At 48.6% G+C, this 22,084-nt stretch carries 23 protein-coding genes; 8 read left to right on the forward strand and 15 right to left on the reverse strand.

The annotated features are described in order from the left end of the window. Positions 1 to 82 precede the first annotated feature (82 nt). Positions 83 to 835, forward strand: a complete 753-nt coding sequence (locus tag Q9R25_RS09260) for a homing endonuclease associated repeat-containing protein (RefSeq protein WP_012727425.1) — start codon at positions 83 to 85, stop codon at positions 833 to 835. Positions 836 to 891: 56 nt separating this feature from the next. Here the strand turns inward: Q9R25_RS09260 and Q9R25_RS09265 are convergent, their stop codons facing one another. The 4 genes from Q9R25_RS09265 to speE all read right to left on the reverse strand — a co-directional run bounded on the left by Q9R25_RS09265 (position 892) and on the right by speE (position 4,144). Further along, positions 892 to 1,848, reverse strand: coding sequence for a sodium-dependent bicarbonate transport family permease (locus tag Q9R25_RS09265; RefSeq protein ID WP_159563011.1), 957 nt, complete (start codon positions 1,846 to 1,848; stop codon positions 892 to 894). 218 nt (positions 1,849 to 2,066) lie between these two features. Beyond that, the gene (locus tag Q9R25_RS09270; RefSeq protein ID WP_031422162.1) at positions 2,067 to 2,426 is read right to left on the reverse strand and encodes a Na-translocating system protein MpsC family protein; all 360 of its coding nucleotides are present in this window, start codon (positions 2,424 to 2,426) and stop codon (positions 2,067 to 2,069) included. Then, a complete protein-coding gene (gene speB, locus Q9R25_RS09275) occupies positions 2,427 to 3,308 on the reverse strand; it encodes an agmatinase (RefSeq protein ID WP_012727428.1) in 882 nt (293 codons plus the stop codon). It lies immediately after the preceding gene. After that, the gene (speE, locus tag Q9R25_RS09280; protein ID WP_012727429.1) at positions 3,305 to 4,144 is read right to left on the reverse strand and encodes a polyamine aminopropyltransferase; all 840 of its coding nucleotides are present in this window, start codon (positions 4,142 to 4,144) and stop codon (positions 3,305 to 3,307) included. The genes speB and speE overlap by 4 nt, the downstream gene beginning before the upstream one ends. Positions 4,145 to 4,345: 201 nt before the next feature. On the opposite strand from speE, the gene Q9R25_RS09285 reads away from it, so the two are divergent. The 4 genes from Q9R25_RS09285 (at position 4,346) to cls (ending at position 8,645) form a co-directional block, all read left to right on the forward strand. Then, positions 4,346 to 5,284: an EAL domain-containing protein gene (locus Q9R25_RS09285; RefSeq protein ID WP_214690419.1), complete on the forward strand. Its 939-nt coding sequence runs from the start codon at positions 4,346 to 4,348 to the stop codon at positions 5,282 to 5,284. A 175-nt stretch (positions 5,285 to 5,459) separates the two neighbouring features. Beyond that, positions 5,460 to 6,644 (forward strand): chloride channel protein, encoded by a 1,185-nt coding sequence (locus Q9R25_RS09290; RefSeq protein WP_214690418.1) that lies wholly within the window; start codon positions 5,460 to 5,462, stop codon positions 6,642 to 6,644. A 65-nt stretch (positions 6,645 to 6,709) separates the two neighbouring features. Further along, the gene (locus Q9R25_RS09295; protein WP_074035622.1) at positions 6,710 to 7,060 is read left to right on the forward strand and encodes a hypothetical protein; all 351 of its coding nucleotides are present in this window, start codon (positions 6,710 to 6,712) and stop codon (positions 7,058 to 7,060) included. A gap of 55 nt (positions 7,061 to 7,115) precedes the next feature. Continuing rightward, entirely contained in the window at positions 7,116 to 8,645 is a 1,530-nt protein-coding gene (cls, locus tag Q9R25_RS09300) for a cardiolipin synthase (RefSeq protein WP_260563897.1), read from the forward strand. Here the strand turns inward: cls and Q9R25_RS09305 are convergent. The 9 genes from Q9R25_RS09305 to ypfJ all read right to left on the reverse strand — a co-directional run bounded on the left by Q9R25_RS09305 (position 8,621) and on the right by ypfJ (position 16,964). Continuing rightward, positions 8,621 to 9,154 carry a TVP38/TMEM64 family protein gene (locus Q9R25_RS09305; RefSeq protein WP_074035619.1) on the reverse strand — a complete coding sequence of 178 codons (534 nt, stop codon included), beginning with the start codon at positions 9,152 to 9,154 and terminating at the stop codon, positions 8,621 to 8,623. The genes cls and Q9R25_RS09305 overlap by 25 nt on opposite strands. Positions 9,155 to 9,217: 63 nt before the next feature. Further along, complete coding sequence (locus tag Q9R25_RS09310) at positions 9,218 to 10,495, reverse strand: dicarboxylate/amino acid:cation symporter (protein WP_074035617.1); 1,278 nt, start codon at positions 10,493 to 10,495, stop codon at positions 9,218 to 9,220. A 156-nt stretch (positions 10,496 to 10,651) separates the two neighbouring features. After that, the gene (locus Q9R25_RS09315) at positions 10,652 to 11,155 is read right to left on the reverse strand and encodes a YwhD family protein (protein WP_031422148.1); all 504 of its coding nucleotides are present in this window, start codon (positions 11,153 to 11,155) and stop codon (positions 10,652 to 10,654) included. 55 nt (positions 11,156 to 11,210) lie between these two features. Then, on the reverse strand, positions 11,211 to 12,260 hold the full coding sequence (locus Q9R25_RS09320; protein WP_214690416.1) for a DUF871 domain-containing protein: 1,050 nt from the start codon (positions 12,258 to 12,260) through the stop codon (positions 11,211 to 11,213). Positions 12,261 to 12,320: 60 nt separating this feature from the next. After that, positions 12,321 to 13,694: a PTS transporter subunit EIIC gene (locus tag Q9R25_RS09325; RefSeq protein WP_031422144.1), complete on the reverse strand. Its 1,374-nt coding sequence runs from the start codon at positions 13,692 to 13,694 to the stop codon at positions 12,321 to 12,323. A 13-nt stretch (positions 13,695 to 13,707) separates the two neighbouring features. Further along, the gene (murQ, locus tag Q9R25_RS09330) at positions 13,708 to 14,601 is read right to left on the reverse strand and encodes an N-acetylmuramic acid 6-phosphate etherase (RefSeq protein ID WP_035387829.1); all 894 of its coding nucleotides are present in this window, start codon (positions 14,599 to 14,601) and stop codon (positions 13,708 to 13,710) included. A gap of 101 nt (positions 14,602 to 14,702) precedes the next feature. Beyond that, a complete protein-coding gene (locus Q9R25_RS09335; RefSeq protein WP_214690415.1) occupies positions 14,703 to 15,170 on the reverse strand; it encodes a GNAT family N-acetyltransferase in 468 nt (155 codons plus the stop codon). Further along, positions 15,167 to 16,015: a MurR/RpiR family transcriptional regulator gene (locus tag Q9R25_RS09340; RefSeq protein ID WP_031422140.1), complete on the reverse strand. Its 849-nt coding sequence runs from the start codon at positions 16,013 to 16,015 to the stop codon at positions 15,167 to 15,169. The genes Q9R25_RS09335 and Q9R25_RS09340 overlap by 4 nt, the downstream gene beginning before the upstream one ends. Positions 16,016 to 16,109: 94 nt before the next feature. After that, positions 16,110 to 16,964 (reverse strand): KPN_02809 family neutral zinc metallopeptidase, encoded by an 855-nt coding sequence (gene ypfJ, locus Q9R25_RS09345; protein WP_031422139.1) that lies wholly within the window; start codon positions 16,962 to 16,964, stop codon positions 16,110 to 16,112. Between the two features lie 147 nt (positions 16,965 to 17,111). Here ypfJ and Q9R25_RS09350 point away from each other — a divergent pair, with 147 nt between their 5' ends. Then, positions 17,112 to 17,300, forward strand: a complete 189-nt coding sequence (locus Q9R25_RS09350) for a 2-hydroxymuconate tautomerase (RefSeq protein WP_012727443.1) — start codon at positions 17,112 to 17,114, stop codon at positions 17,298 to 17,300. A 39-nt stretch (positions 17,301 to 17,339) separates the two neighbouring features. On the opposite strand, the gene Q9R25_RS09355 is transcribed toward Q9R25_RS09350, so the two are convergent. Further along, complete coding sequence (locus Q9R25_RS09355) at positions 17,340 to 18,926, reverse strand: Na/Pi cotransporter family protein (protein ID WP_311283074.1); 1,587 nt, start codon at positions 18,924 to 18,926, stop codon at positions 17,340 to 17,342. A 22-nt stretch (positions 18,927 to 18,948) separates the two neighbouring features. After that, on the reverse strand, positions 18,949 to 20,244 hold the full coding sequence (locus Q9R25_RS09360) for an HD domain-containing protein (RefSeq protein WP_159563019.1): 1,296 nt from the start codon (positions 20,242 to 20,244) through the stop codon (positions 18,949 to 18,951). Positions 20,245 to 20,345: 101 nt separating this feature from the next. On the opposite strand from Q9R25_RS09360, the gene Q9R25_RS09365 reads away from it, so the two are divergent. Both Q9R25_RS09365 and Q9R25_RS09370 read left to right on the forward strand, forming a co-directional pair. Further along, the gene (locus tag Q9R25_RS09365; RefSeq protein ID WP_159563020.1) at positions 20,346 to 21,194 is read left to right on the forward strand and encodes a lipoate--protein ligase family protein; all 849 of its coding nucleotides are present in this window, start codon (positions 20,346 to 20,348) and stop codon (positions 21,192 to 21,194) included. Positions 21,195 to 21,202: 8 nt separating this feature from the next. Then, positions 21,203 to 22,048 (forward strand): DegV family protein, encoded by an 846-nt coding sequence (locus Q9R25_RS09370; protein ID WP_311283075.1) that lies wholly within the window; start codon positions 21,203 to 21,205, stop codon positions 22,046 to 22,048. Positions 22,049 to 22,084: the final 36 nt, after the last annotated feature.

A 22,084-nucleotide genomic window follows, 5' to 3' on the forward strand; every position in this document is an offset into this window, starting at 1 on the left:
GCTTTCCTTCAGGACCACCATTGTTTAACCACACCATGACCTTTGAAGCCACGACTTGCTTCTGAAAAGGAGAGACATCACGATGAAACGATGGACAGAGCAACAGATCCTCTCATGCCTAAGACAAGCAGCGAATGAACTTGAAGAATTTGACACAAAACAGTACACACTATGGGCCCGAAACAAAGACGTCCCCTCCCTATCGACCGTGATTTACAAATTTGGTTCTTGGCGGGAAGCCGTTCAAGCGGCGGAGATTAAGATGTTGTATCGTTATTATTCAGATGAAGATATTTTGACCGCACTGATTGAGGCCTCAGAAGAACTTGAACTCTTCACGAGCCAAACGTATCGTGCCTGGGCAAAAATCTCGCAAGCCCCTTCTTTGACGCTGATCAGCAGCCGGTTCGGTTCGTGGTCGAATGCGTTACGTGAAGCCAAGCTTCAAACGACAACGGTACGGAACAATGAAGAACGGATCATTCAAGCCTTGATTGAAGCCTCCGAAAAGTTAGAGCGTCTCACGTCCCAACATTACGCCGTTTGGGCACAGGAAAAAGGCTATCCGACGGTAGCGACAATCGCTCGCAAATACGGATCATGGAGCTATGCGCTATTTGTCTTGGATATCGCTCCTCCGAAACGTAAATGGGATGAGGAAGATGTCATTGATGCCTTGCAGTTAGCCAAAACAGAGCTACCACATTTTAGTATCCTCCACTACCGGAAATGGGCCGAAGGTCGAAATGTTCCAAGTACATCGACAATCAATGCCTTATTCGGAAGCTGGACGGCTGCTTTAAAATGTATGGAGGAACAAAAAGTAAAACAGTAATCCATACAGATGAACTCATACAAAAAGCGCCGACTCTTTTCGAGTCGACGCTTTTTTCATGTGACGATCGCAATGTATAGCGGGATTCCAACTAACAGGTTGAACGGGAACGTGACAGCTAGCGAAAGGGTCAAATAAAATGATGGTTTCGCTTCTGGGACCGAGGCTTGTAACATGGCGGGAGCGGCGATATACGACCCACTCGCTGCGAGTGTCATCAAGAGGATCGTTCCGCCGTCAGATAAATTGGCAATCCCCGCTGCAATAAAGCCGACAAGTGCTCCGACTAACGGAAACACCATCCCCATCATCATAAATTTTAGTCCATATGACGGGACCGTTTTCAACTGCTGTCCGACTTTCATTCCTAGACCTAGTAAGAATAAGAGTAAAACGCCCGGGAACAAGTCGACGAAAAATGGTTTGAGCGGTGTGGCGTCTGGTGTCACCAGTCCAACAATCAGACCTGCAAACATCAAGAGGATACTTTTCGAGAACAAACTCTCCCGCAACACCGATAGAGAGTTCGCCTTCCCTGACGTAGCCGTGATTCCCATCACGTGTGTCTGATTATACAGCAGTAACGCCACAATCAGGCCGGGAATTTCAAGGACGACGACTAGTGTTGTCATGAACGGCTCGTACGCAATCCCGAGACGCTCGAGCTGTGTCGATGCTGCTACATAGGTGACGAGTGACACCGAGCCGAACGTCGCAGCCATGGCAATTCGCTCAGGGAATGAGAATTTGAACATTCCTCCGACATAGAATGCGAGAAGCGGTAGCAAAATCCCAATCAACAGCGTCACGGTCAGCGGTAATGCGATGTCTTCAAAAGATACCGAGGCGAGTCCCATACCTCCCTTCAGTCCGATAGCAAGCAGTAAGTAAATATTGAGCGTCGTACTCAATGAATCCGGGATCTTTAAGTTTGATTTTCCGACTGCGGCGATAACGCCCGTCACAAACAGTAGTACCGGGGCGCTCGTCAATAAAAATAAAAACAATTCCATACATCTTCCTCCTTGGCGACAAAAAAGCGCACACCTAAAGAAGGCGTGCGCTGTATGCCGACGGCTCGAATAATCGCTCCGTCAGGCCGACAACTGTCGGTTTATTGAATTGGTCAGTAGCTCCGTAACAAGATTTCGAAAGCACGCTTCATCTTGACTCGTCCAGTCGATTCTCTATACGTCTCTGCCTTTCATTTTAAGAAGGTGGCGTTTCATTGTCAATCGGTTTGATCCCAAGGGGCATCTAGACGAAACACGATGAGACGCTCCCCTGTTTTCGTACTGATGTCCGTATGGAGCGAGACAATCGAACGACCGAGTACTTGTCCGACAATCGTTTCGAGTTGACTCCGCCCTGATTCGACGAGATTGTTGCGATATTTCTTCAATTGCTCGCGACCTGAAGACTTGGTAGCCAAATCATACTCGGCCGGCGTCAACACGCCTTGGAGTGTGACGATGGCGAGATCTCGAAGCAGGTCTGCCTTACACGTCAATGACCCGCGACCCAAATATTCTTTCTCCCATTGGGTAATCCGAGCGCTCAGTTCCATTTCCAGCTGACCCTTTTTCCGCATTTACTTCACGAATCCAATCATCATCTCACGAAGAATCTTAGCTGCTGCGATGGCAGTCATATCTGACTGATCGTATGCCGGTGACACTTCGACAAGGTCTGCACCGATGATGTCGAGGTCTGCGTTTGCAATGGCATGTACCGCTTCGAGCAATTCTTTCGTTGAGATGCCACCGATTTCTTGCGTCCCTGTCCCTGGTGCCGCTGACGGGTCGAGGACGTCGATGTCGATCGTGACATATACTTTTTTACCAGCGAGTGTCGGTAAGACGCGTTTGAGTGGTTCGATCACTTCAAATTGATGCATGTTGTAGCCGACTTCACGAGCCCACTCAAACTCTTCTTTCATCCCTGAACGGATTCCGAACGAATAGCAGTTCGATGGTCCAATCAAGTTTGCCGCTTTTTTGAGCGGAGTCGAGTGTGAGAGCGGCTCGCCTTCATACTCATCTCGAAGGTCCGTATGCGCATCCAAGTGGAGGATGACAAAGTCGTTGCCGTAAACGTCGTGCATCGCTTTGATGATCGGCCATGTGACAAGGTGCTCACCGCCCATGCCGAGTGGGAACTTGCCTGCTTTGACGACATCTTTGACGAACGCCTCGATCATATCGAGCGACTTCGGTGCGTTCCCGAATGGAAGCGGGATATCTCCTGCATCGTACACCGCGGCATCAGCCAAGTCACCGTCTAAATACGGGCTATATTCCTCGAGTCCAATCGATACTTCACGAATCCGGTTCGGACCGAAACGCGAGCCTGGACGGAAGCTGACTGTCCAGTCCATCGGCATCCCGTAAAGAACCGTCTTCGCCTCTGTCACCTCTGGGAGGCTGGCGATAAACACTTTACCTGAGTAGGCTTCATCGAAACGCTTAATCATTTTGTTAAGTCCTCCACGAATTTCGGAAGAACGAACGCTGCATTGTGAAGCTTCGGCGTATAGTACTTCGTTTCGATGTCATGGAACCGCTCAGCTGATACTTGTTCCGGGTCGTATTTCTTCGAACCGATCGTGAACGTCCACATGCCACTCGGGTACGTTGGTACGTTTGCTGTGTACAACTTCGTGATTGGGAAGATTTCCTTCACGTCACGTTGAACCGTTTGGATGAGTTCTGGTGTGAACCATGGGTTATCAGTTTGAGCCACAAAGATGCCATCCTCTTTGAGCGCTTTTGAAATCCCTGCATAGAAACCTTTTGTGAAGAGGTTGGCTGCTGGTCCGACCGGTTCAGTCGAGTCGACCATGATGACGTCGTACTCGTTTTCTGACTTCGCGATATGCATGAATCCGTCACCGACGATGACTTCAACACGCGGGTTATCGAGCTCACCCGCAATATTTGGTAAGTATTTCTTCGAATATTCAATGACTTTCCCGTCGATATCCACGAGAACTGCTTTTTCTACTGATGGGTGTTTCATAATTTCACGGATGACACCGCCATCTCCCCCACCGACTACGAGCACATGCTTCGGATTCGGGTGTGTAAAGAGTGGGACGTGTGCGACCATCTCGTGATAGACGAATTCGTCCTTATCCGTCGTCATGACCATCCCGTCAAGTAACAACATCGTTCCGAACTCGTCCGTTTCGACCATCTCTAGTCGTTGAAACTCCGTTTGTTCGCTCTCATAAACGTGGTTTACACGGAACGTAATCCCGTAATCTTCTGTTTGGTGCTCCGTAAACCATAACTTTAATTTTTGGTCCATCGATAGAACCCCTTTCTGTTCAAAAAGTTGTTCGTATGCGAGTGGCGTTTTGAGGCGCTTCTTAATCATACGATAGGAAGTATACAAAACCTGTACCCATTTTGCACGATTTTTTTGCGGAATCGGTCTTGAATGTGAGTTTTTTGTGAGACGTTGCCGATATACTGATTGAACCAATTCTGAATCGAAAGGTGGAATAGTATGTGGTCACCCTGTGCTTCTTGTAACACAACCATTCCTTTGATTGCTCAAGGAACACTCGTCACGAAATTCAAGGAATACTCTTACAAAACGTTTGAAGAACTCGATACGCTCCTTCTGCATGCGGAAGGAACGGTTTACTGTGTCGATTATAACTCGAAAAGTCAGACGCCTCCGCTCGAGGTCGAAGCACTAAAAGATCAGCTTGCGCATCGGCACATCATTGAACAGATTCAGCACGGCACGTTCGAGAGTCACCTCCAACCGATCATCTTCCTCGATTCAACGGAAACGTTCGGATATGAAGCGCTCCTCCGCAGTAGCGCCAACATTTCACCTGGTGACCTATTCCGGACGGCAAACCGTTTCGGTCTCCATTCGAAACTCGATCAACGTGCCCGCGCGGAAGCAATCAAAGCAACGTTTGAAGCCGTTGCTCCTCAGCAAAAGACGTTCATCAACTTCTTACCTTCGACCATTTATAACCCGGACTATTGTCTCCAGCACACGTTTGACATCATTGACCGATATGACCTCAGCCCGGACCGCTTTATCTTTGAAGTCGTGGAGACGGAGAAGGTACATGACGTGGATCATCTCCAACACGTGTTTTCGACATATAAAAAGCGAGGGATGAAAGTAGCATTAGACGATGTCGGGGCAGGCTTCTCGACAATCGATATGTTGAAGCGGCTCGAACCGGACTATGTCAAAATTGACCGTTCCTATATCTCGTTTTGTGATGAAGACGCTGAAAAACGCGCTTTCCTCAAACAAGTGCGTGCGTTAACCCATTCGATGGGCATCACCCTTCTTGCTGAAGGAATAGAACGTATGGAAGAGGCAGATGTCTGTCGTGAGCTCGGATTCGATTTAGCGCAAGGATATTTCTTCGGAAAACCGGCCCCTGCCAATCAATACAAGATTGAAATCGCATAAGTCATCACTTTCAAAAGCACAGGAATCGACTTCGTCGTCATCCTGTGTTTTTTCATTTACCGGTCCCTTATGATCACTTCCTTATTGTTTCATCTACTTTTAGGTTTCGTTCAGAGATGTTCAGGAGATAGCATATTATAGAAGGTTGACGGGAGCGAAAGAGGTGGATATGTAGATGAAATCATGGATTGTCAGTGGCTATGCAATCGTACTAGGAATCATCATCGGTTTAGTAAGTTGGCTTTTCTTGTCCGTCGTTTATAAAGGGATTCACGTTGTATGGCATACGGTACCTGAGCAATTTGATATTCCGTTTTATCTGTTTCTCGTACCGGTCATCGCTGGTGTAAGCATCGGTCTGTTGCAACGTCGGTATGGGCAAATGCCTCGTCTCATGCCAGAAGTGATGGAAGAACGAAAAGATACCGGTCGTATCGACTATCGCTTGATTGGATTCACAACGTTGACCGCCCTCCTCGTTCTCATCGGAGGTGCAAGCCTCGGTCCTGAGGCCGCGCTCGTCGGCATCGTCGGCGGACTCACGACATGGTTCTCCGAGCGAATCCGCTATGTTCGTCAAGAGTTAGGTGAATTACAAGAAGTCGGTCATGCCGTCGTGCTCGGGATTGTCTTCAACGCGCCACTATTTGGTGCGATTGCGGCTGAGGAGAACGAGCAGAAGAAACAACCGATGCTAAACCTTCTGGCGACACTCGCCGGGATTGGGACGTTTTATTTATTGAACCAATTGGATGAGCGTCCCCCGTTCATCATTAAGTTCCCTGCGATTGAAAGTGTCCAGATCGATTGGACGATGTTATTGATTGTTCTTGGCGGCATGGTTCTCGGCTGGCTTTATTTGGTGAGTGAACATGCATTGATGCGACTTTTTTCAAACATACCAATCTTATTGCTTACAACGCTCGGTGGAGTCGGAATCGGGATCATGGCTCTTCTTTATCCGGACCTCCTCTTCTCCGGAGAAGAAACTATTCTTGAGTATATCGACGAGTGGCGACTGATTCCTCTCTATACCCTTCTCTTATTTAGTGTACTGAAACTGCTTTTTACCGCATTCTGTTTAGCGACTGGTTGGCGTGGTGGGCACATCTATCCTCTTCTTTTTTCTTCATTCACGCTCGGTTACTTCTTCAGTTTACTGTTTGACATCGATATGACATTTTCCGTCGTCTTGACAACGAGCGCCTTACTGGCGACGGCGATGCGACAACCGCTGGCTATTATCGTACTACTCGTTCTCTTTTTCCCTCCGAATAGTTGGCTCTATGTATTTGCAGTCGTTGCAATCGTTTCAAAAATTCCACTTCCATCGTTCATCCATTCACCAGCGAAAGCTTGATTTTAGATATTGAAAAAAGGGTAAGAGATGAATAGTTATGCACTCTCTCGAAAGGAGGAACGGTTGTGAGCGAATATGAAATGGCCATTGAAAACCTAATTGACGCAGTTAGTTCGGATTGGATTAGCATCATTTTAGCTATTTTAGTCGTGATTATGGGGATTGTCGTCTTCATTTATGTCGTCATGACAATCGTCGACATGTTTTTGTCCAAGGATATCGTCTGGGGAATCGTTGAAGTCATCGCTCTATTCGTAGGACTGGCAGTGCTCTTGTCCGTCTTCTACTATTGGAATCGGAATCGGGTCAAAGCACAGTTTGGTCTCTTCCTCGTCTTGTTCTCTCTCGCAGTGAATGTGTACTTCTTCGTTCGCTATGCGGATGAAATCAATGCTGTTTTGAACAGCGTGTACTAAAAAACGAGGGGGAATTCCCCCTCGTTTTCATCGTTCATCGAAATATAGAAAGGTGGTGTTTCCTTTGAAACGTCGCGTAATTCAACTGATCATCATGGTGATCAGTGTTATCTTGCTTATCGGTCTCTTGTTCTGGCTCGACGTCCTTATTCCTATATTAATTGGAATCGCCATCATCGCACCGCTCGTCGTCGGATGGCAAATTCTATTTGACCAAGTACAACCTCAAGGGAAGCTCGCCTGGTTACTGACCGTCTTCTTCATTCCATTCATCGGTGTCTTGGCATGGGTCATGTTTGGCCGTACGCCACGCCGTCATCGACGCTTCAAACGAACGTCATCAGAGATCCGGATGCTACGGCAAGCAATCGAAAGCGAGAAAATTGAAACTTCACCTGATATTGTGTCGTCTTACCCGTTGACACGGACACTCGAAAAATTAGGCGCATCCGGTGCCGATGGTCATACTTCGACTAAACTGCTCGTCAACGGTGAACAGAAATTTGATGCATTATTAGACGCCATCAACAGTGCAACCGATCATATCCACATCCAATACTACCTCTTTCGGACGGATGACATTTCGTTAAAAGTTAGAGACGCCCTCATTCAAAAATCGAATGAAAATGTCATTGTCCGCTTTCTGTATGACGGACTCGGTAGCCAAGAAATCGGGGAAGAGTTTATCCAACCGTTACGGGAGTCCCGTGTCCACGTTCAGGCGTTCGATCCCGTTTTGCATCCGTACCTGGTGTTTAACGCCAACTTCCGCAACCATCAAAAACTGATTGTCGTGGATGGGCGAATCGCGCTAACAGGCGGGTTGAATGTCGGGGATGAATATCTTGGGAAGAATGATAAACTCGGTTTTTGGCGTGACACCCATCTCCGTCTTGAAGGTCCGCTCGTCCGAGAATTGCAACAGCTCTTTGTCGAGAACTGGCTATACGCAGGACAAGGGACGAGTGATGAAACATGGGATTTGTTCGCAGATGAAGAGCACCTCTCTCAGTACTTTGTGAATGAACCGAAAGGGCAAAACGGTGCGACACAACTACTCGTCACATCGCCTGGTAAAGACGTCACGATTCGCGATGGACTCATGCGTCTGTTGATGGATGCCAAAGAATCGATTTGGCTCACCACCCCATACCTTGTCCCCCCACCTGAACTATTGGCCATTCTTGAAGTCGCAGGTCGTAGTGGCATCGATGTCCGAATCGTTGTACCGGGCAAAGGAGACGAATGGTTTAGCTTCCATGCGACCGAGTATTATTTTGAACAATTGTTGAAGCGCAATATCAAAATTTATAAATACAATCGCCATTTTATCCATGCGAAAACACTACTGATTGATGGCAAAGTTGCCCTCGTCGGGTCAGCCAACTTCGATTTTCGTAGTATGTTTCTAAACCACGAGATGATGATTGCCCAATTCGATACTACATCCATTCAAGAACTGCACGAGGCATTCCTGAAGGACTTTGAAGAATCCATTTTAATCGATTGGACCATGTTGCGGAAAAAGACGACCGGCAAACGTTTCGTCGAAGCGTTTTGTCACATTTTCTCGCCACTCCTTTGACGCATTCGCCAAACAAGATACGTCATGGCGACGACACCAACTAAAAACAATTGCCATCCAATCGTTAACTGCATCGCTGCCGTCACCGCCAGTCCTTCCATAATCAAGGCAGGAATCTTTCCAATCGTACTTGCTACTGCGAACGAGGCGAGCGTCATGCGACTGAACGCCGCCGATAACGTGACGAGACCAGAAGGAACGAATGGCATAAGACGCATCCCGAGGACGAGAAACCAAGCCTCGGCTCCTTCGGACTCCCGAAGCCGTTGAAATCGGCTACCATTCGGGGAAACATAACGGTGTAGGGCTTTCCGATAAAGGATGAAACTCACGACGGCGCCAACTGCCTCCCCGACAATCGATACGAGGATGCCCGGCACGAGACCGAGGACACTCACATTGATGGCTGTCAAAAAAGCACTAGGGAGGACACCGGCGACCGCAATCACACTATTCAGTAAAATACTGATCATCAAAAATAAAGGGAGCGGGAGCAGTTCCCATTCCATAACAATCACTCTTTCTATTCACAAAATAAGGACCATGACATGTCGTCATGATCCTTTACTATATCATAGCGATGATGAAGAGGTTGCACCGGCTTCATCCCACGAGTCTTCGTCGACTGGTGGTAAATGTTTTTCTTCCAATTTCGAAACGACAACCGCACATGCCGCATCCCCCGTGATGTTGACTGATGTGCGAAGCATATCAAGAATACGGTCTACTCCGATAATGAGAGCGATTCCCTCTACCGGTAAGTTGACTGACTGAAGGACGAGCGCAAGCATGACAAGTCCGACTCCCGGTACACCCGCTGTCCCGATCGAAGCGAGGACCGCTGTGATGACGACCGTCAACAACTGAGTCATTGTTAAATCAGAAGCGAACACTTGCGCGATGAAAATCGTCGCAACCCCTTGCATGATCGCTGTTCCGTCCATGTTGACCGTTGCCCCAAGTGGCTGTACGAACGACGAAATCGAACGCGGCACACCGAGTTTTTTCTGTGCGACTTCCATCGATACTGGAAGCGTCGCATTTGACGAAGAAGTCGAGAACGCGAACGTCATCGCCTCATAGAAGTTCTTGAAGAAGAAGACTGGGCTCATCTTCCCGATGAAGTAAACCGCTGCCCCGTAGACAATCGTTGCATGTAAGAATAGCGTCAAGACGACGGCAATCATATACCACGCCATTGCGACAACCGCGTCGAGACCGATGCCTCCGATTGCAGAAGCAATCAATGCGAATGCGCCGTATGGAGCGAGCTTCATCACAAGATGAATCAAGTACATCATAATGCGATCGCCTTGTTTGACGAATTGACGCCACGTTTTCGCCTTGTCCCCGAGGGCAATCAGCGCAAACCCAATCAATGCAGCAAAGACGATGATTTGAAGCATGTTTCCTTCAGCGAGCGCCGTAATCGGATTCGTTGGAATCATATTGACGAATGTCTGTACGATATTAGACGATTCCTCGGTCGCTGTTGATTCAAATTCAAGACCTGTCGTTTGGAAGTCCCCACGCTCCCCTGGCTGTAAGACGGATGCAACACCCATCGCTAACATGATCGCGAGCGCTGTCGTCGCTAAGAAGAATAGAATCGACTTCGACCCGACTCGACCTAGTTCTTTCGGGTCCCCGAGACCCATGACGCCTAAAATAATTGAGAAGAAGACAATCGGTACGACTAACATTTTAATTAAATTCAAAAAGATCGTTCCGACCGGAGATAAAATATACGGATTCACAATCTCATAAACATTATCCGGCAAGCCCGCCAATCCGAGACCAACAACAACACCTAGCGCGAGACCGATTAAGATTTTTTTCGTTTCGCTCATCGTATCACCCTTTCTTTTTTTCACAATGTAGTCAGTATATCATAATACTGAATTTTCATACAATTACAACTGAATATCTCTTCAGTTACAAATTCTCTTGAAATTCCCAAAAACTTGAAACAAAAAAGATTGGAGACGAAAATTCGTCCAATCTTTTTACTCAGCGTCTACACGCTCGAGCTCTGCATGAAGTTCAGTCGAGTTTGCCCAAATCTCAGGGCGATGTTCTTGTAAGAAGTTCGCTAAAACGTCGCGGGACGGAGCGTCCATCATGTCGATTAAAATCCGACCCTTTAACGATTTATCCATTTGATTAACGTGATACGGTAATAATTTATAACCCCGTCTCGCTTCCACGTCAACTAACATGTCACATGCCGCGACACCGCCATAATAAAAGCCTTCCGGTTTTCGACCGACCGTCACCCACACGATCCAATACGGTTTCCCGTTCGGTACCGCTTCCGGGTCCGTCAAAAACTTAATCCGTTTCTCGATGGCAGACTTGGCGTGCATCGCTCCCATATCGATTGTTGCAACGCCTTCTTCGACATCGATGATGACCGGAGACATGTTATTTAAACTAAGCGAACCGACACCAAAACCACCGTGTCCGTCCGTCGCATCGTCTGAAATAATATTAAAATTAATGTCTTTCATGTTCCACCCTCCCTCTCTACTGTACACAATGATATAGGATGGTGGCAATCCTGAGTCACACCCACTCGATTTGAAAGCGTCCCCCTGGACCGATCTGTTGGATTAATGAACGATCTTCTTCAATGATCCTTCCGATGACATTGACGCGCTCATCTGCCGGCAAATCCCGCTTCGTTATTTGCAGTTCCCCTGCATAACGACCGTAACGTTCATTGTCGATCGTGATACTGCCGAGCACTCGTTCTTCTGTATCTCGCGGTTGAATCAAATGGTCCCCAGGTCGTCCATACGCTCTCGATTCGACCGAACGGATGACGTCCCGGCCTGGGTCCATCCGATTCGTGTGACTGGTTGGAACCGAATCATCATGATTTCGTGTGGTCGCTCGAAGAACGATGACGCCATCGTCGTACTCCCGAAACTGTCGCATCGTCTGATTGGATATACACGGATCTCCAATCAAGATTCGATCGACCCTCGCTTGTAAATCGATATAACACGAAAACGGAGATTGGTGGCGGTGCATCTCGAGTGTCGGTAATGTCTCATGAAGGGGGCCACGTAACCGTTCATCTCCAGGGATGAATGCTTGTACCCGTATTCCTTGCGCATGTAACCAGTCGTTTCTTTCATCAAACCAAGAACGCTCGAGTCCTGTTTCCGGACGGGGATAAAAGTTATGCCACGCTTCGACATGCTCACGTCGTAGCCCTTGTCGTAGCATCTCTTCAAGCTCTGCTTCCGTGAGCGTACTCGCATTGAGGGCGACCATCATATGTCGTGATAAATCCGCCACTTGTTTCGGTGTGACACCATAGTCAACACGTAACCCGGTGACACCCCACTCCAACAGCGCATGAGCATCATCCCAAGTCTTACCGAGTGCCTGTAGAGACGATGGAGCGATATCCGCCACGAGTTCCATCTTTAGACGACTTGCCAACGCACCTAATTGCTGAAGTCGTTCCGTATAAGTTGTCGGATCGTCTTCAGGAATATGGAGCGACGTGAAGATGCTCGTAAACCCTGCCTCTCGCATGCGTTCCATCCAAGCCATCGAATCAAGTGTCAGTTCATCGCCTAAGTACACTGAAATCCCTCTCATATGAATCCACCTTTCCAAAAGTAGAGAAAAAGATGACTCGACTGGAGCCATCTTTTTTTATTAAATCCCGTCTGCCATCTCTTCTTTGAAACCGAAGAAATAAGTAAACAGGAAGCCTGCCGTATATGAAATCAATAGTCCGGCAATGTACGTCAAATACATGCCATTATCAATCAATGGTGTGAGCGATAGACCGGAAACACCAACCCCGAGCGCCGCTGTCTTCATTGTCGCTTGGAAGGCACCACCGACCGCGGCCCCGAGACACGCTGTCAAGAAAGGCCGTCCGAGCGGAAGCGTGACACCATACAGGAGCGGTTCCCCGATTCCAAGGAAACCTACCGGAATGGCCCCTTTGATAATATTGCGAAGGCGTGGGTTGCGCGTCTTCACAAAGATCGCAAGCGCTGCACCGACTTGACCCGCCCCGGCCATCGCCAAGATTGGGAGAAGGGCCGTTGTTCCGACCGTGTTCAACAGTTCCAAATGGATTGGCGTCAAACCGTGATGCAATCCGACCATGACAAGCGGTAAGAAGAATCCGGCCAAGAGTGCCCCTGCGACAGGTCCCCCGAATTCAAGCGTCGCATTGATTCCTCGCATGATACCGTCTGACAATACGCCAGCGACCGGCATTATTGCATATAAAGCAGTAAATCCAACGATCAAGACTGTAAAGAGTGGTGTGAAAATAATATCAATGGATACCGGCATGAAGCGACGAATGTGCTTCTCGATATACGTCATGAGCCAACCGGCAAAAATAACACCGAATAATCCACCACGCCCGACGACGAGCGGCTCCCCATAAATGACGATGTCCGCGAGAAGCGGGTTGAACAGGATCCCCCCGGCAATCGCCCCGAGTACCGGCGTTCCTCCAAACTCTTTTGCCGTGTTCCAACCGACAAGGATGGCTAAGTACGCGAAGACCGTGCTACCGAGCACGAGTAGAATCTGCATCCATGTCTCCGTCCGGTCGACGCCGGCGTTGACGGCAAAGTTCGCTGCCCCGTTAATGATCCCCGATGCGACAAGTCCCGGAATGAGCGGAATGAAGATATTCCCGAGGCGACGAAGAAATCGTTTGAACGGTGACTTTTGTTTTTCTTTCACCTTCTTGCGTTCGATTGCCGCACGCTCCTCTAACGTCAGGTTCGCATCAACCGACTCTTCCCCGATTGCGAGCCCTGTCTCATGACTCATATAATCCGCGACCCGATTCACAGTACCTGGGCCGACGACGATTTGCAGCGTCTCATCATTGATGACACCCATGACCCCGTCAATCTTTTTCAATGCGTCAATGTCTGCCTTCGTTCCATCTTTCAGCGTCAGTCGAACACGTGTCATACAATGCGCGAGTTGACGGATGTTCTCTTTCCCCCCGACATGTGCGAGGATATCCCGTGCTAAAACCTCTTCTTTCTTCATCTCGATTTCCCCCTTATAGCGCCTCGCGGACGAATCCGTTCGCGCGCTCTAATCGTTTGACAGCCTCCTCATAAGAGACGTCCGCTAAAATCATGACAATCGCCGTTTTGACGTGCCCCTTGGATGAAGCAAAATAACGCGCGGCCATTTCCATGTCGACCCCTGTCGCTTCTGCAATCATCCGCTTGGCACGCACTTCTAGCTTTTCATTCGTCGGTTGCACATCAACCATCAAGTTTTGATACACTTTCCCTACTCCAATCATCGACGTCGTCGAAATCATGTTGAGGACAAGTTTCTGTGCTGTTCCCGCCTTCAATCTCGTTGAACCGGTCAGTACTTCCGGTCCCGTTTCCACTTCAATCGGGTAATCCGCATGTCGACTGATGACCGCATCGCGATTACATGAAATTGAAGCTGTTGTGGCACCGAGTTCTCGTGCGTAATCGAGACCTCCGACCACATATGGCGTTCGACCGCTCGCTGCAATCCCAACGACCGTATCCTCTGCCGTCAAATGAAGCGCTTTCAAATCTGTGACCGCCAATTCCTTACTGTCTTCTGCTCCCTCAACGGCTTGAATGAGCGCGCGTTCGCCGCCGGCAATCAGTCCGATGACTTGATTGGGTGATACTCCAAAAGTTGGCACACACTCCGCTGCGTCTAAAATCCCTAAACGTCCACTCGTGCCCGCACCGATATAAATCAGGCGACCGCCTTTACGAAAGGATGCGATGACTCGCTCCACGACTTTTGTGATGACCGGAAGTTGCTCTTGAATCACTTGAGGAACTTTATGATCCTCTGCATTCATAATCGCCAATCGTTCCTCAATCGACATCTCGTCCAGGTGCATCGTTCGTTCATTCCGTCTTTCTGTAGCCAGTTTATCTAGCATCGCCACCATCCTTTCTTCTCTATGATTTCATCGTACTATATTGAAATTTAAAGTCAATTTATAATTTAATTTTTATGAAATTTAATTTCAAATAAACTTTAAAGAAAAACTCACTCTGAACGAATGAGTCGTTTTTTCAAGACGTGCACGCGTGTTCCTTTATTCGTGATCGAATCCTTCTCATACACGTATCCGTTTCGCTCCCAAAATCGGCGAGCTCTAACATTATGAGGAAGCACGCCTAACCGAAACTCCATTTGATACGGGCGCATATATTGGTCTTCCAATTGTTCATACAACGTTTGCGCCAAACCTGTCCCATGGAGAGATTCTTCGACAACGAACAAACCAAGCCAAAGCGAGCCATCGATCGGATGTTTTTTTAAGAGGTCGGCGATTGCCACGATTCGCTCTTCTTCACGAAAAATCAGGCTAATGGTACCTTCTTCTTCAAAATCTGCCACGTTCTCGTCACGAAACATCTCGACTGTCTGTTCATTCAATCTTGCGAATGTGCGCTGGTCCATCAAAAAGCGTTGCAATTCTTGACGATCTTCAGCCGTATAAGGTTGAATCATCGGCGTAGTTTCACCATCTCATCACGGGCTTCTGCGTACCGATCAATCAACCCTTCTCCCTTCCGGTGGAGGAGTCCCATATATAACGTATCGACAATCGTCAATTGTGTCATCCGTGAGGCGATGCTCGCGATTCGGAAGTCGCTCTCGACGTTCGGTGTACAGAGTCGAACGTCCGCTTCTCGGTAAAGCGGTGATTTGTCGAGGTTAGTGATGGCGATGACCGGAACACGTTTCTTTTTCGCAAATCGGACGAGCTCGAGCACATCTTTCGTTCGTCCTGACGTGCTGATTGCGACGAATACATCAGACTTTCCTAAATGCGGGATCAGCGACAACATATAATGAAAATCGGGAGAGGTCGTGGCCGCATATCCCAGCTTCGTAAACTTATATTGCGCATCGATTGCCGCAGTCGAAGACCCCCCGACCCCGTAAAAGATGACGCGGTTCGCGCGAGCGAACAGGTCCACTGCATGTTCAAGTTCTCGTTTATCCATCGCTTCGGCGCACGCCTCGATTGCCGCCTTGTTCACATGGATGACTTTTTGGAACGAGTCATACGGCGTGTCTTTTTGCTGGAGGACGTTAAAGTCCGTCAGCGTCGTCTCCGTGACAGCCAAGTCTTTCACGAGCGCGAGCTTGAACGCTTTAAAACTATCAATTCCGACGACTCGAGCGAAGCGAACGATACTCGCCTCGGATACATCCGTCTTTTGCGCAAGCTCTTTTGTCGTCATGTTTGGAATGAGTGTTGAATGGGACAAAATATAGTCGGCGATCTTCTTTTCGACCGCTGTCATATCCTCTTTCGCTAAATCAATTTTCGTAAGTAAGGATTCCATTTGGTCATCCCCTTCCTGCAACTGTTGTTCTTTTATGATAGCGGATTCCTTCCACATATTCCAATCACCTAAAAAGATCGAGCAGGCGCCCGATCTATAAGTTGTTCGTATTGAACGTGTCGCCACCTTGAATCGATCCGTTCTCAAACCCTCTCTCGAACCACCGCATGCGTTGTTCCGACGTCCCATGCGTGAACGAGTCTGGTGTCACATATCCACGTGCCTGACGCTGCAGCGTGTCATCGCCAATCTGATGCGCGGCATTCATCGCTTCTTCCACGTCTCCCGCTTCAAGATACCCTAACCCTTGCGCGTGATGGGCCCATACGCCCGCATAGTAATCTGCCTGCAACTCGAAGCGTACGAGATAGCGATTGAATTCGGTCTCGCTCATCTCGTTACGAAGCGGCATGATTTCTTCTGTCGTCCCGAGAAGCGTTTGGACATGATGCCCGACCTCATGGGCGACAACATAAGCCATCGCGAAATCCCCTGGTGCATTGAAACGTTGACTCAATTCATCATAAAAACTCAAATCGATATACAGTTTTTGGTCGCCGGGACAATAGAACGGACCCACAGCGGAGCCGGCAATACCACAAGCGGATTCAACCTGTCCGGAAAATAGGACGAGCGTCGGCTCTTCATAGGTCATCCCATTTTCAGCGAAGATGTCTGTCCACACTTCTTCCGTATCCTTTAAGACAACCGCTACGAAATCTGCCATCTCCTCTTCACGAGCCGTTCCGGTATACGTCCCCTCCGATTGAGGTTCCCCGAGTCCGATATTGTTGACGAGATCGGTCGGGCTTCCCCCGTTCAATAATGTAAAGACGATGACGAGTATCAACCCAAGACCGCCTCCGACCCCGGCAATCCCTTTCCCTCCGATGCTACGCCCACGTCGATCCTCGACGTTCCGGCTCTGTTGTCTTCCTTTCCACTTCATCCCGATTCCTCCTACATTCGCTCTGTCTTGTTTATTACCCCAAATCCGGTAAAAGTGAGCTCATGTTTCGAGGTAGATGAGAATTTTCTTTTCTAGAGGAAGGGGATTCTCTACAATGAAAGAGACTTCAGCAAAGGAGGAATGACCATGCCTTATGTAACTGTAAAAATGCTCCCGGGCCGTACCGTGGAACAAAAACGCGCGTTGATTGAAAAAGTGACGGATGCCGTCTCCGAAACGACGAATGCGCCAAAAGAAAACATCACCGTCTTCATCGAAGAGATGGATGCGACACATTACGGACAAGCCGGTGTAATGCACGCAGATAAGAAGTAAGTGACGAACGGACTCCTGATATGGAGTCCGTTTTTTGTTCTAGTCTTCTCGGTTCACGTCGAACCGTTCACTCGGTACGGTCGGCTTAATCAAGTGACGTGTCGCTCGCCAGATGTGGTAGCCGATACGGTCGAGCCAGAGCAATACTTGTACTTTTTGTATCGTCTGGTCCATCTCCAACTGATTCGCCGCCGTTTCTTCTAGCAGCTCCGAGCGATGTGCTTTTCGATATTCCGCCAGTTGCTTTGAGGCCTGTTTCCACAGCTTCGAATCCTCTGGTGGCGTATGATGATTCAGTTGATTCACAAGGTCAAGCTCATGCAATACGAGTTCTCGTGCCGCTAAAAAGTCGGTGTCCCGAAGTGCGTGGACCGGTTCGACTTCTCGCAAGACATATAACCAGCGTTCCAGATGATCGATCGTATGCAAGAGGGATAGATGTTGGCCATAATCATTTTGCTTTCCTTCATCTTCAAGACGTATCGTGCTCAAAAAGACACGGACATCGCTCAACGTCTTGTCGACGAGCGTCAATTCATCTTCACGAAGACGTCCCTCTCGGACAAGCAATTCCGTCTCATTTCCTAAATATCGTTCGATTTCAAGTAAAGAGCGTCGTGCCGCTTCAAGAGCGACCGTAGGGAGTTGTGACATGTTTTTATCGAGCAGATGTGTCAATTTTTCGGAGCGACTCGGAATCCACTTCAGTAATCGCCGTGCGAACTTTTGATAAAATGGTAGGAATAAGATCACACCTAGTAGATGGAATGTCGTATGGAATAAGGCGAGACGTAATAAGTCGTTCCAGTTGAACCAATCGGCTACTCGATTGACGACCTCGAAGAGAACAGGGAACGTCAGCCATCCAATGAGGACGATTGACACGTGGTAGATGGCATGCCCTAATACAATGCGTCGGGCTGACTTCCAGCCTCCGATTGAACCGAGTGCCACGACGAGGCTCGTCCCCGCACTTTGACCAAGCACCAAATAAGCGGCTTGCGGGAGTGAAATCGCCGCCGTCGCGAGAGCCGTCATCGTTAGCACGAGTCCAATCGTCGATGACTGAAGGACGGCGGTCATCATAAATCCGATTCCAATCAGAAGTGCCTGATGCAGAACGGTCATCTCACCGGCCGAGCCAAACGAGAACGTGACGACATCCCGCATCGCTTCTTGAAGTGTCCCAATCCCAACAAAGATCAACCCGATACTGACGAGCAACAGTCCCACACGGCGAAGGCGCGGACTGGATAGACGAAACGCCATCCCGATTCCAATGATCGGCAAAAACAACTGGCGCACGTCTAAGTTATAGCCGAGGATGGCAATGATCCATCCCGTCGTCGCGCTGCCTACGTTTGCGCCAATTACGAGAGGTAACGATTGCGTGAACGTGAGAAGCCCCGCGCTCACAAACCCAATCGTCATCAGTGTCGTCACCGAGGAAGATTGAAACAGGGTCGTCAGCATTGCGCCGAGAGTCGCCCCTGACAAAGAGCCGTCGGTGAATTGATTCAACCGATGACGCAATCGTGTACCAGCCCATTTTTTGAGCGTATCTGTCAGTAACGTCATCCCGAGTAAAAAAATCCCGATTCCACCAATCAGTGTCGCAATCTCCATCGTGTCACGCCCCTTTGCGTGTTTAATCGTCCTTCAATGTCGATAAAATCCACGATTTTTCATTCGCATAATCTTTTAAATTCAACAACACATCTTCCGGATAATAAATTTTTTCATCCGATTGTCTCGAGTTCAAAATCGACTGGACGAGCATCGAGACCTCTGAAATCTCTTTTCGCTCCCCGTCATTCATCTGTAGATAAATCCCCTCGTATTTGCCTTGTCCTTTATATAAATCGTATGGCAATTGACTCAATTGATCTTCAAGCAGATAGTATGTTGGTGGAAGCCCGATCGTCTCCATCGTCTGTCGCAAGCGCTCCATATAACGGACACGATTCGCTTCCGGGAAGTTCTTATATTTTAATAATCGGCGATTCACGAATCGACTCGCCAAATCGGCTAGAATCGCGTCGTCTTCTTCCATCCATTCTTGGAAATAGAAGTAGACGACCGTCTCATCCAATTTCAAATATTGTTCGAGTGACATACCGGTGCGTTCAAAGATCGGCAAAAAGTGTTTCGGCGTCATGTTAAACTCATAGCCACTCTCATAGAGCTCCTGTGCCCGCTCAAGAATCGCTTTCAAGAGGAGATCGCTCGACCGTGTCGCCGGATGAAGGTACACTTGCCAATACATTTGATAGCGACGCATAATATAGTCTTCAATCGTATGCATCCCAGACTGCTTGACCACGACTTGGTCTTCATCCGGACGCAAGACGCGCAACATGCGTTCTAAATCAAACTTTCCATAACTGACACCCGCAAAGTGAGCGTCGCGTAACAAATAGTCCATCCGGTCGACATCAAGCTGTGAGCTGAGCATATTGACAATCAAGCGATTCGGATGCGTCTTATTGATGATGGAGGCCACTTCTTCGGCAAACCCGACACCCATCTCAGATAAAACCCTATTTACTTCGGTTTCCCCTAAAATGATGCGCTCCGTCCACACTTCATGACGAACGGAAAAGACGTGCTCGAACGCGTGCGAGAATGGACCGTGTCCGACATCGTGCAAGAGCGCTGCTGCCAACAGTAGTTCACGGTCGCGGTCGTCCCATTCCGGATACTGTTGGAACTGATCGATTAACTGGCGTGCGATTTCATATACGCCGAGCGAGTGATGAAATCGCGTGTGCTCCGCGCCATGAAATGTCAAAAAAGACGTTCCAAGTTGTTTGATACGACGCAAACGCTGAAATTCTTTCGTATTGATCAACTCCCAAATGAGGTGATCGTAAACATAAATATATCGATGTACCGGATCCTTAAATACTTTCGATCCAGATAGTTGTCCTCGAGACGAGTACATGACATGCCCTCCTACGTTTCGTTATGTTCTAGATTCGACTTCAAACGAATCGTTCCCTCCATGCTATAATGAGGAGGAAAATTTTTTGTGAAAAGGAATTAATGAATATGATCCATCCATTATTACGACAACCGAGCTATCGCATCATCGATCAGTCGAGTCTTGGCACGATGTTTCAAGCGGAACAATCGTTTGCGACCGATGATACGTTATGTGCGTCAACGCAAGAACGAGGTGCCGTCTTGCGGGCATGGGTGCACACCGATACGATTGTACTCGGAATCCAGGATGCTCGGCTGCCTCATTTGAAAGAGGGAATTCGTTACTTACATGAACATGGATTCCGTCCCGTCGTCCGAAACTCAGGCGGTTTAGCCGTGGTGCTAGACGATGACGTCCTCAACCTTTCTTTAATTTTACCAGAGAAGGACGGGATTCAAATCGACAGCGGCTATGAGGCTATGACCTCGCTCATCCAACACATGTTCCAAGACGTCACGAATGACATCGTCCCAGGTGAAGTCGTCGGCTCATACTGTCCTGGAAGTTTCGACTTGTCGATCGACGGCAAAAAGTTCGCTGGGATTTCGCAACGACGCGTCCGTGGCGGTGTCGCCGTTCAAATTTACTTGAGCGTAAGACAGAGCGGGAGCGCACGTGCTGAAATCATCCGTGACTTTTACAACCTTGCCATTCAAGGAGAAGTGACAAAGTTCACGTACCCTACCATTGTACCGGAAACGATGGCTTCGCTTGAAGACTTGCTTGGAATCCCGCTTACCGTGCAAGATGTCCTCACTCGAGCCTACCGCGTTCTTTCCACTGTCAGTTCGCTCCAAAACGCGACACTGACGGCAGACGAGCAAACAATGTTCTCAAGTCAGCTCGAACGCATGTGGAAACGGAATGAACCGTTACGCGACATTGAACAACAACTAACAGAGGAGTGATTCATCCAATGTTTAAACTGATCACAGACACCGGGGCCGATTTGACACACGATCAAATCATCGAATACGGTCTTGAGATTTTACCGCTCGGTGTCATCATCGACAACGAAGAATTTTTAGACGGTGAGACGATTCAACCAAAAGAAGTATACGAAGCGATGCGGCATGGCAAGACGCCAAAGACGTTCCAAATCGAGGCGTCACGAATCGAACACTGCTTCCGTCAGCATCTCGAGGCTGGAATCCCGTTCTTATATCTCGCTTTCTCCGGAGAACTCTCCGGTACATACCAAACCGCTGTCATGGTCGGCGAAATGTTGAAAGAGGAATATCTAGACAGTACATTCACGGTTCTCGATACACGGACCGCCTCTGTCGGACAGGCATTGTTCGTCAAAACGGTCGCAGCGTATAGTCAAGACCATACGTATGAAGAAACGGTCGAGTATGCCACTTCGCTCGTCGGCAAAGTCCGCCACTTGTTCACGGTCGATTCGCTCGAATATTTGATGCGGGGCGGACGTGTCTCGAAGGCGAGTGCTTTCATCGGAGACTTGTTGACGATTTTACCGTTATTGACGGTCGAGGACGGCAAGCTCGTCCCGATTGAAAAGGTGCGTGGTCATAAAAAGGTCATGCGCCGGATGGTCGAATGGACAGTCGAATCGAAGTCGATCGTCGAGAACGGAGACCTCTTCATCGGTCATGGTGACGACCTAGAAAAAGCCGAACAGTTCGAGAAGATGGTCCGCGAACATCTCGAACCGAAGCACATCACGAAGACACTGGTCGGGTCTGCCATCGGTGCCCACACCGGTCCCGGTCTACTCGTCATCGCCTATTTCGAGGCATGAAAAAATGAGCTCTCCCGATTTTCGGGCGAGCTCATT

The sequence above is a fragment of the Exiguobacterium sp. BG5(2022) genome (assembly GCF_031844365.1).
Classification (GTDB): domain Bacteria; phylum Bacillota; class Bacilli; order Exiguobacteriales; family Exiguobacteriaceae; genus Exiguobacterium; species Exiguobacterium profundum.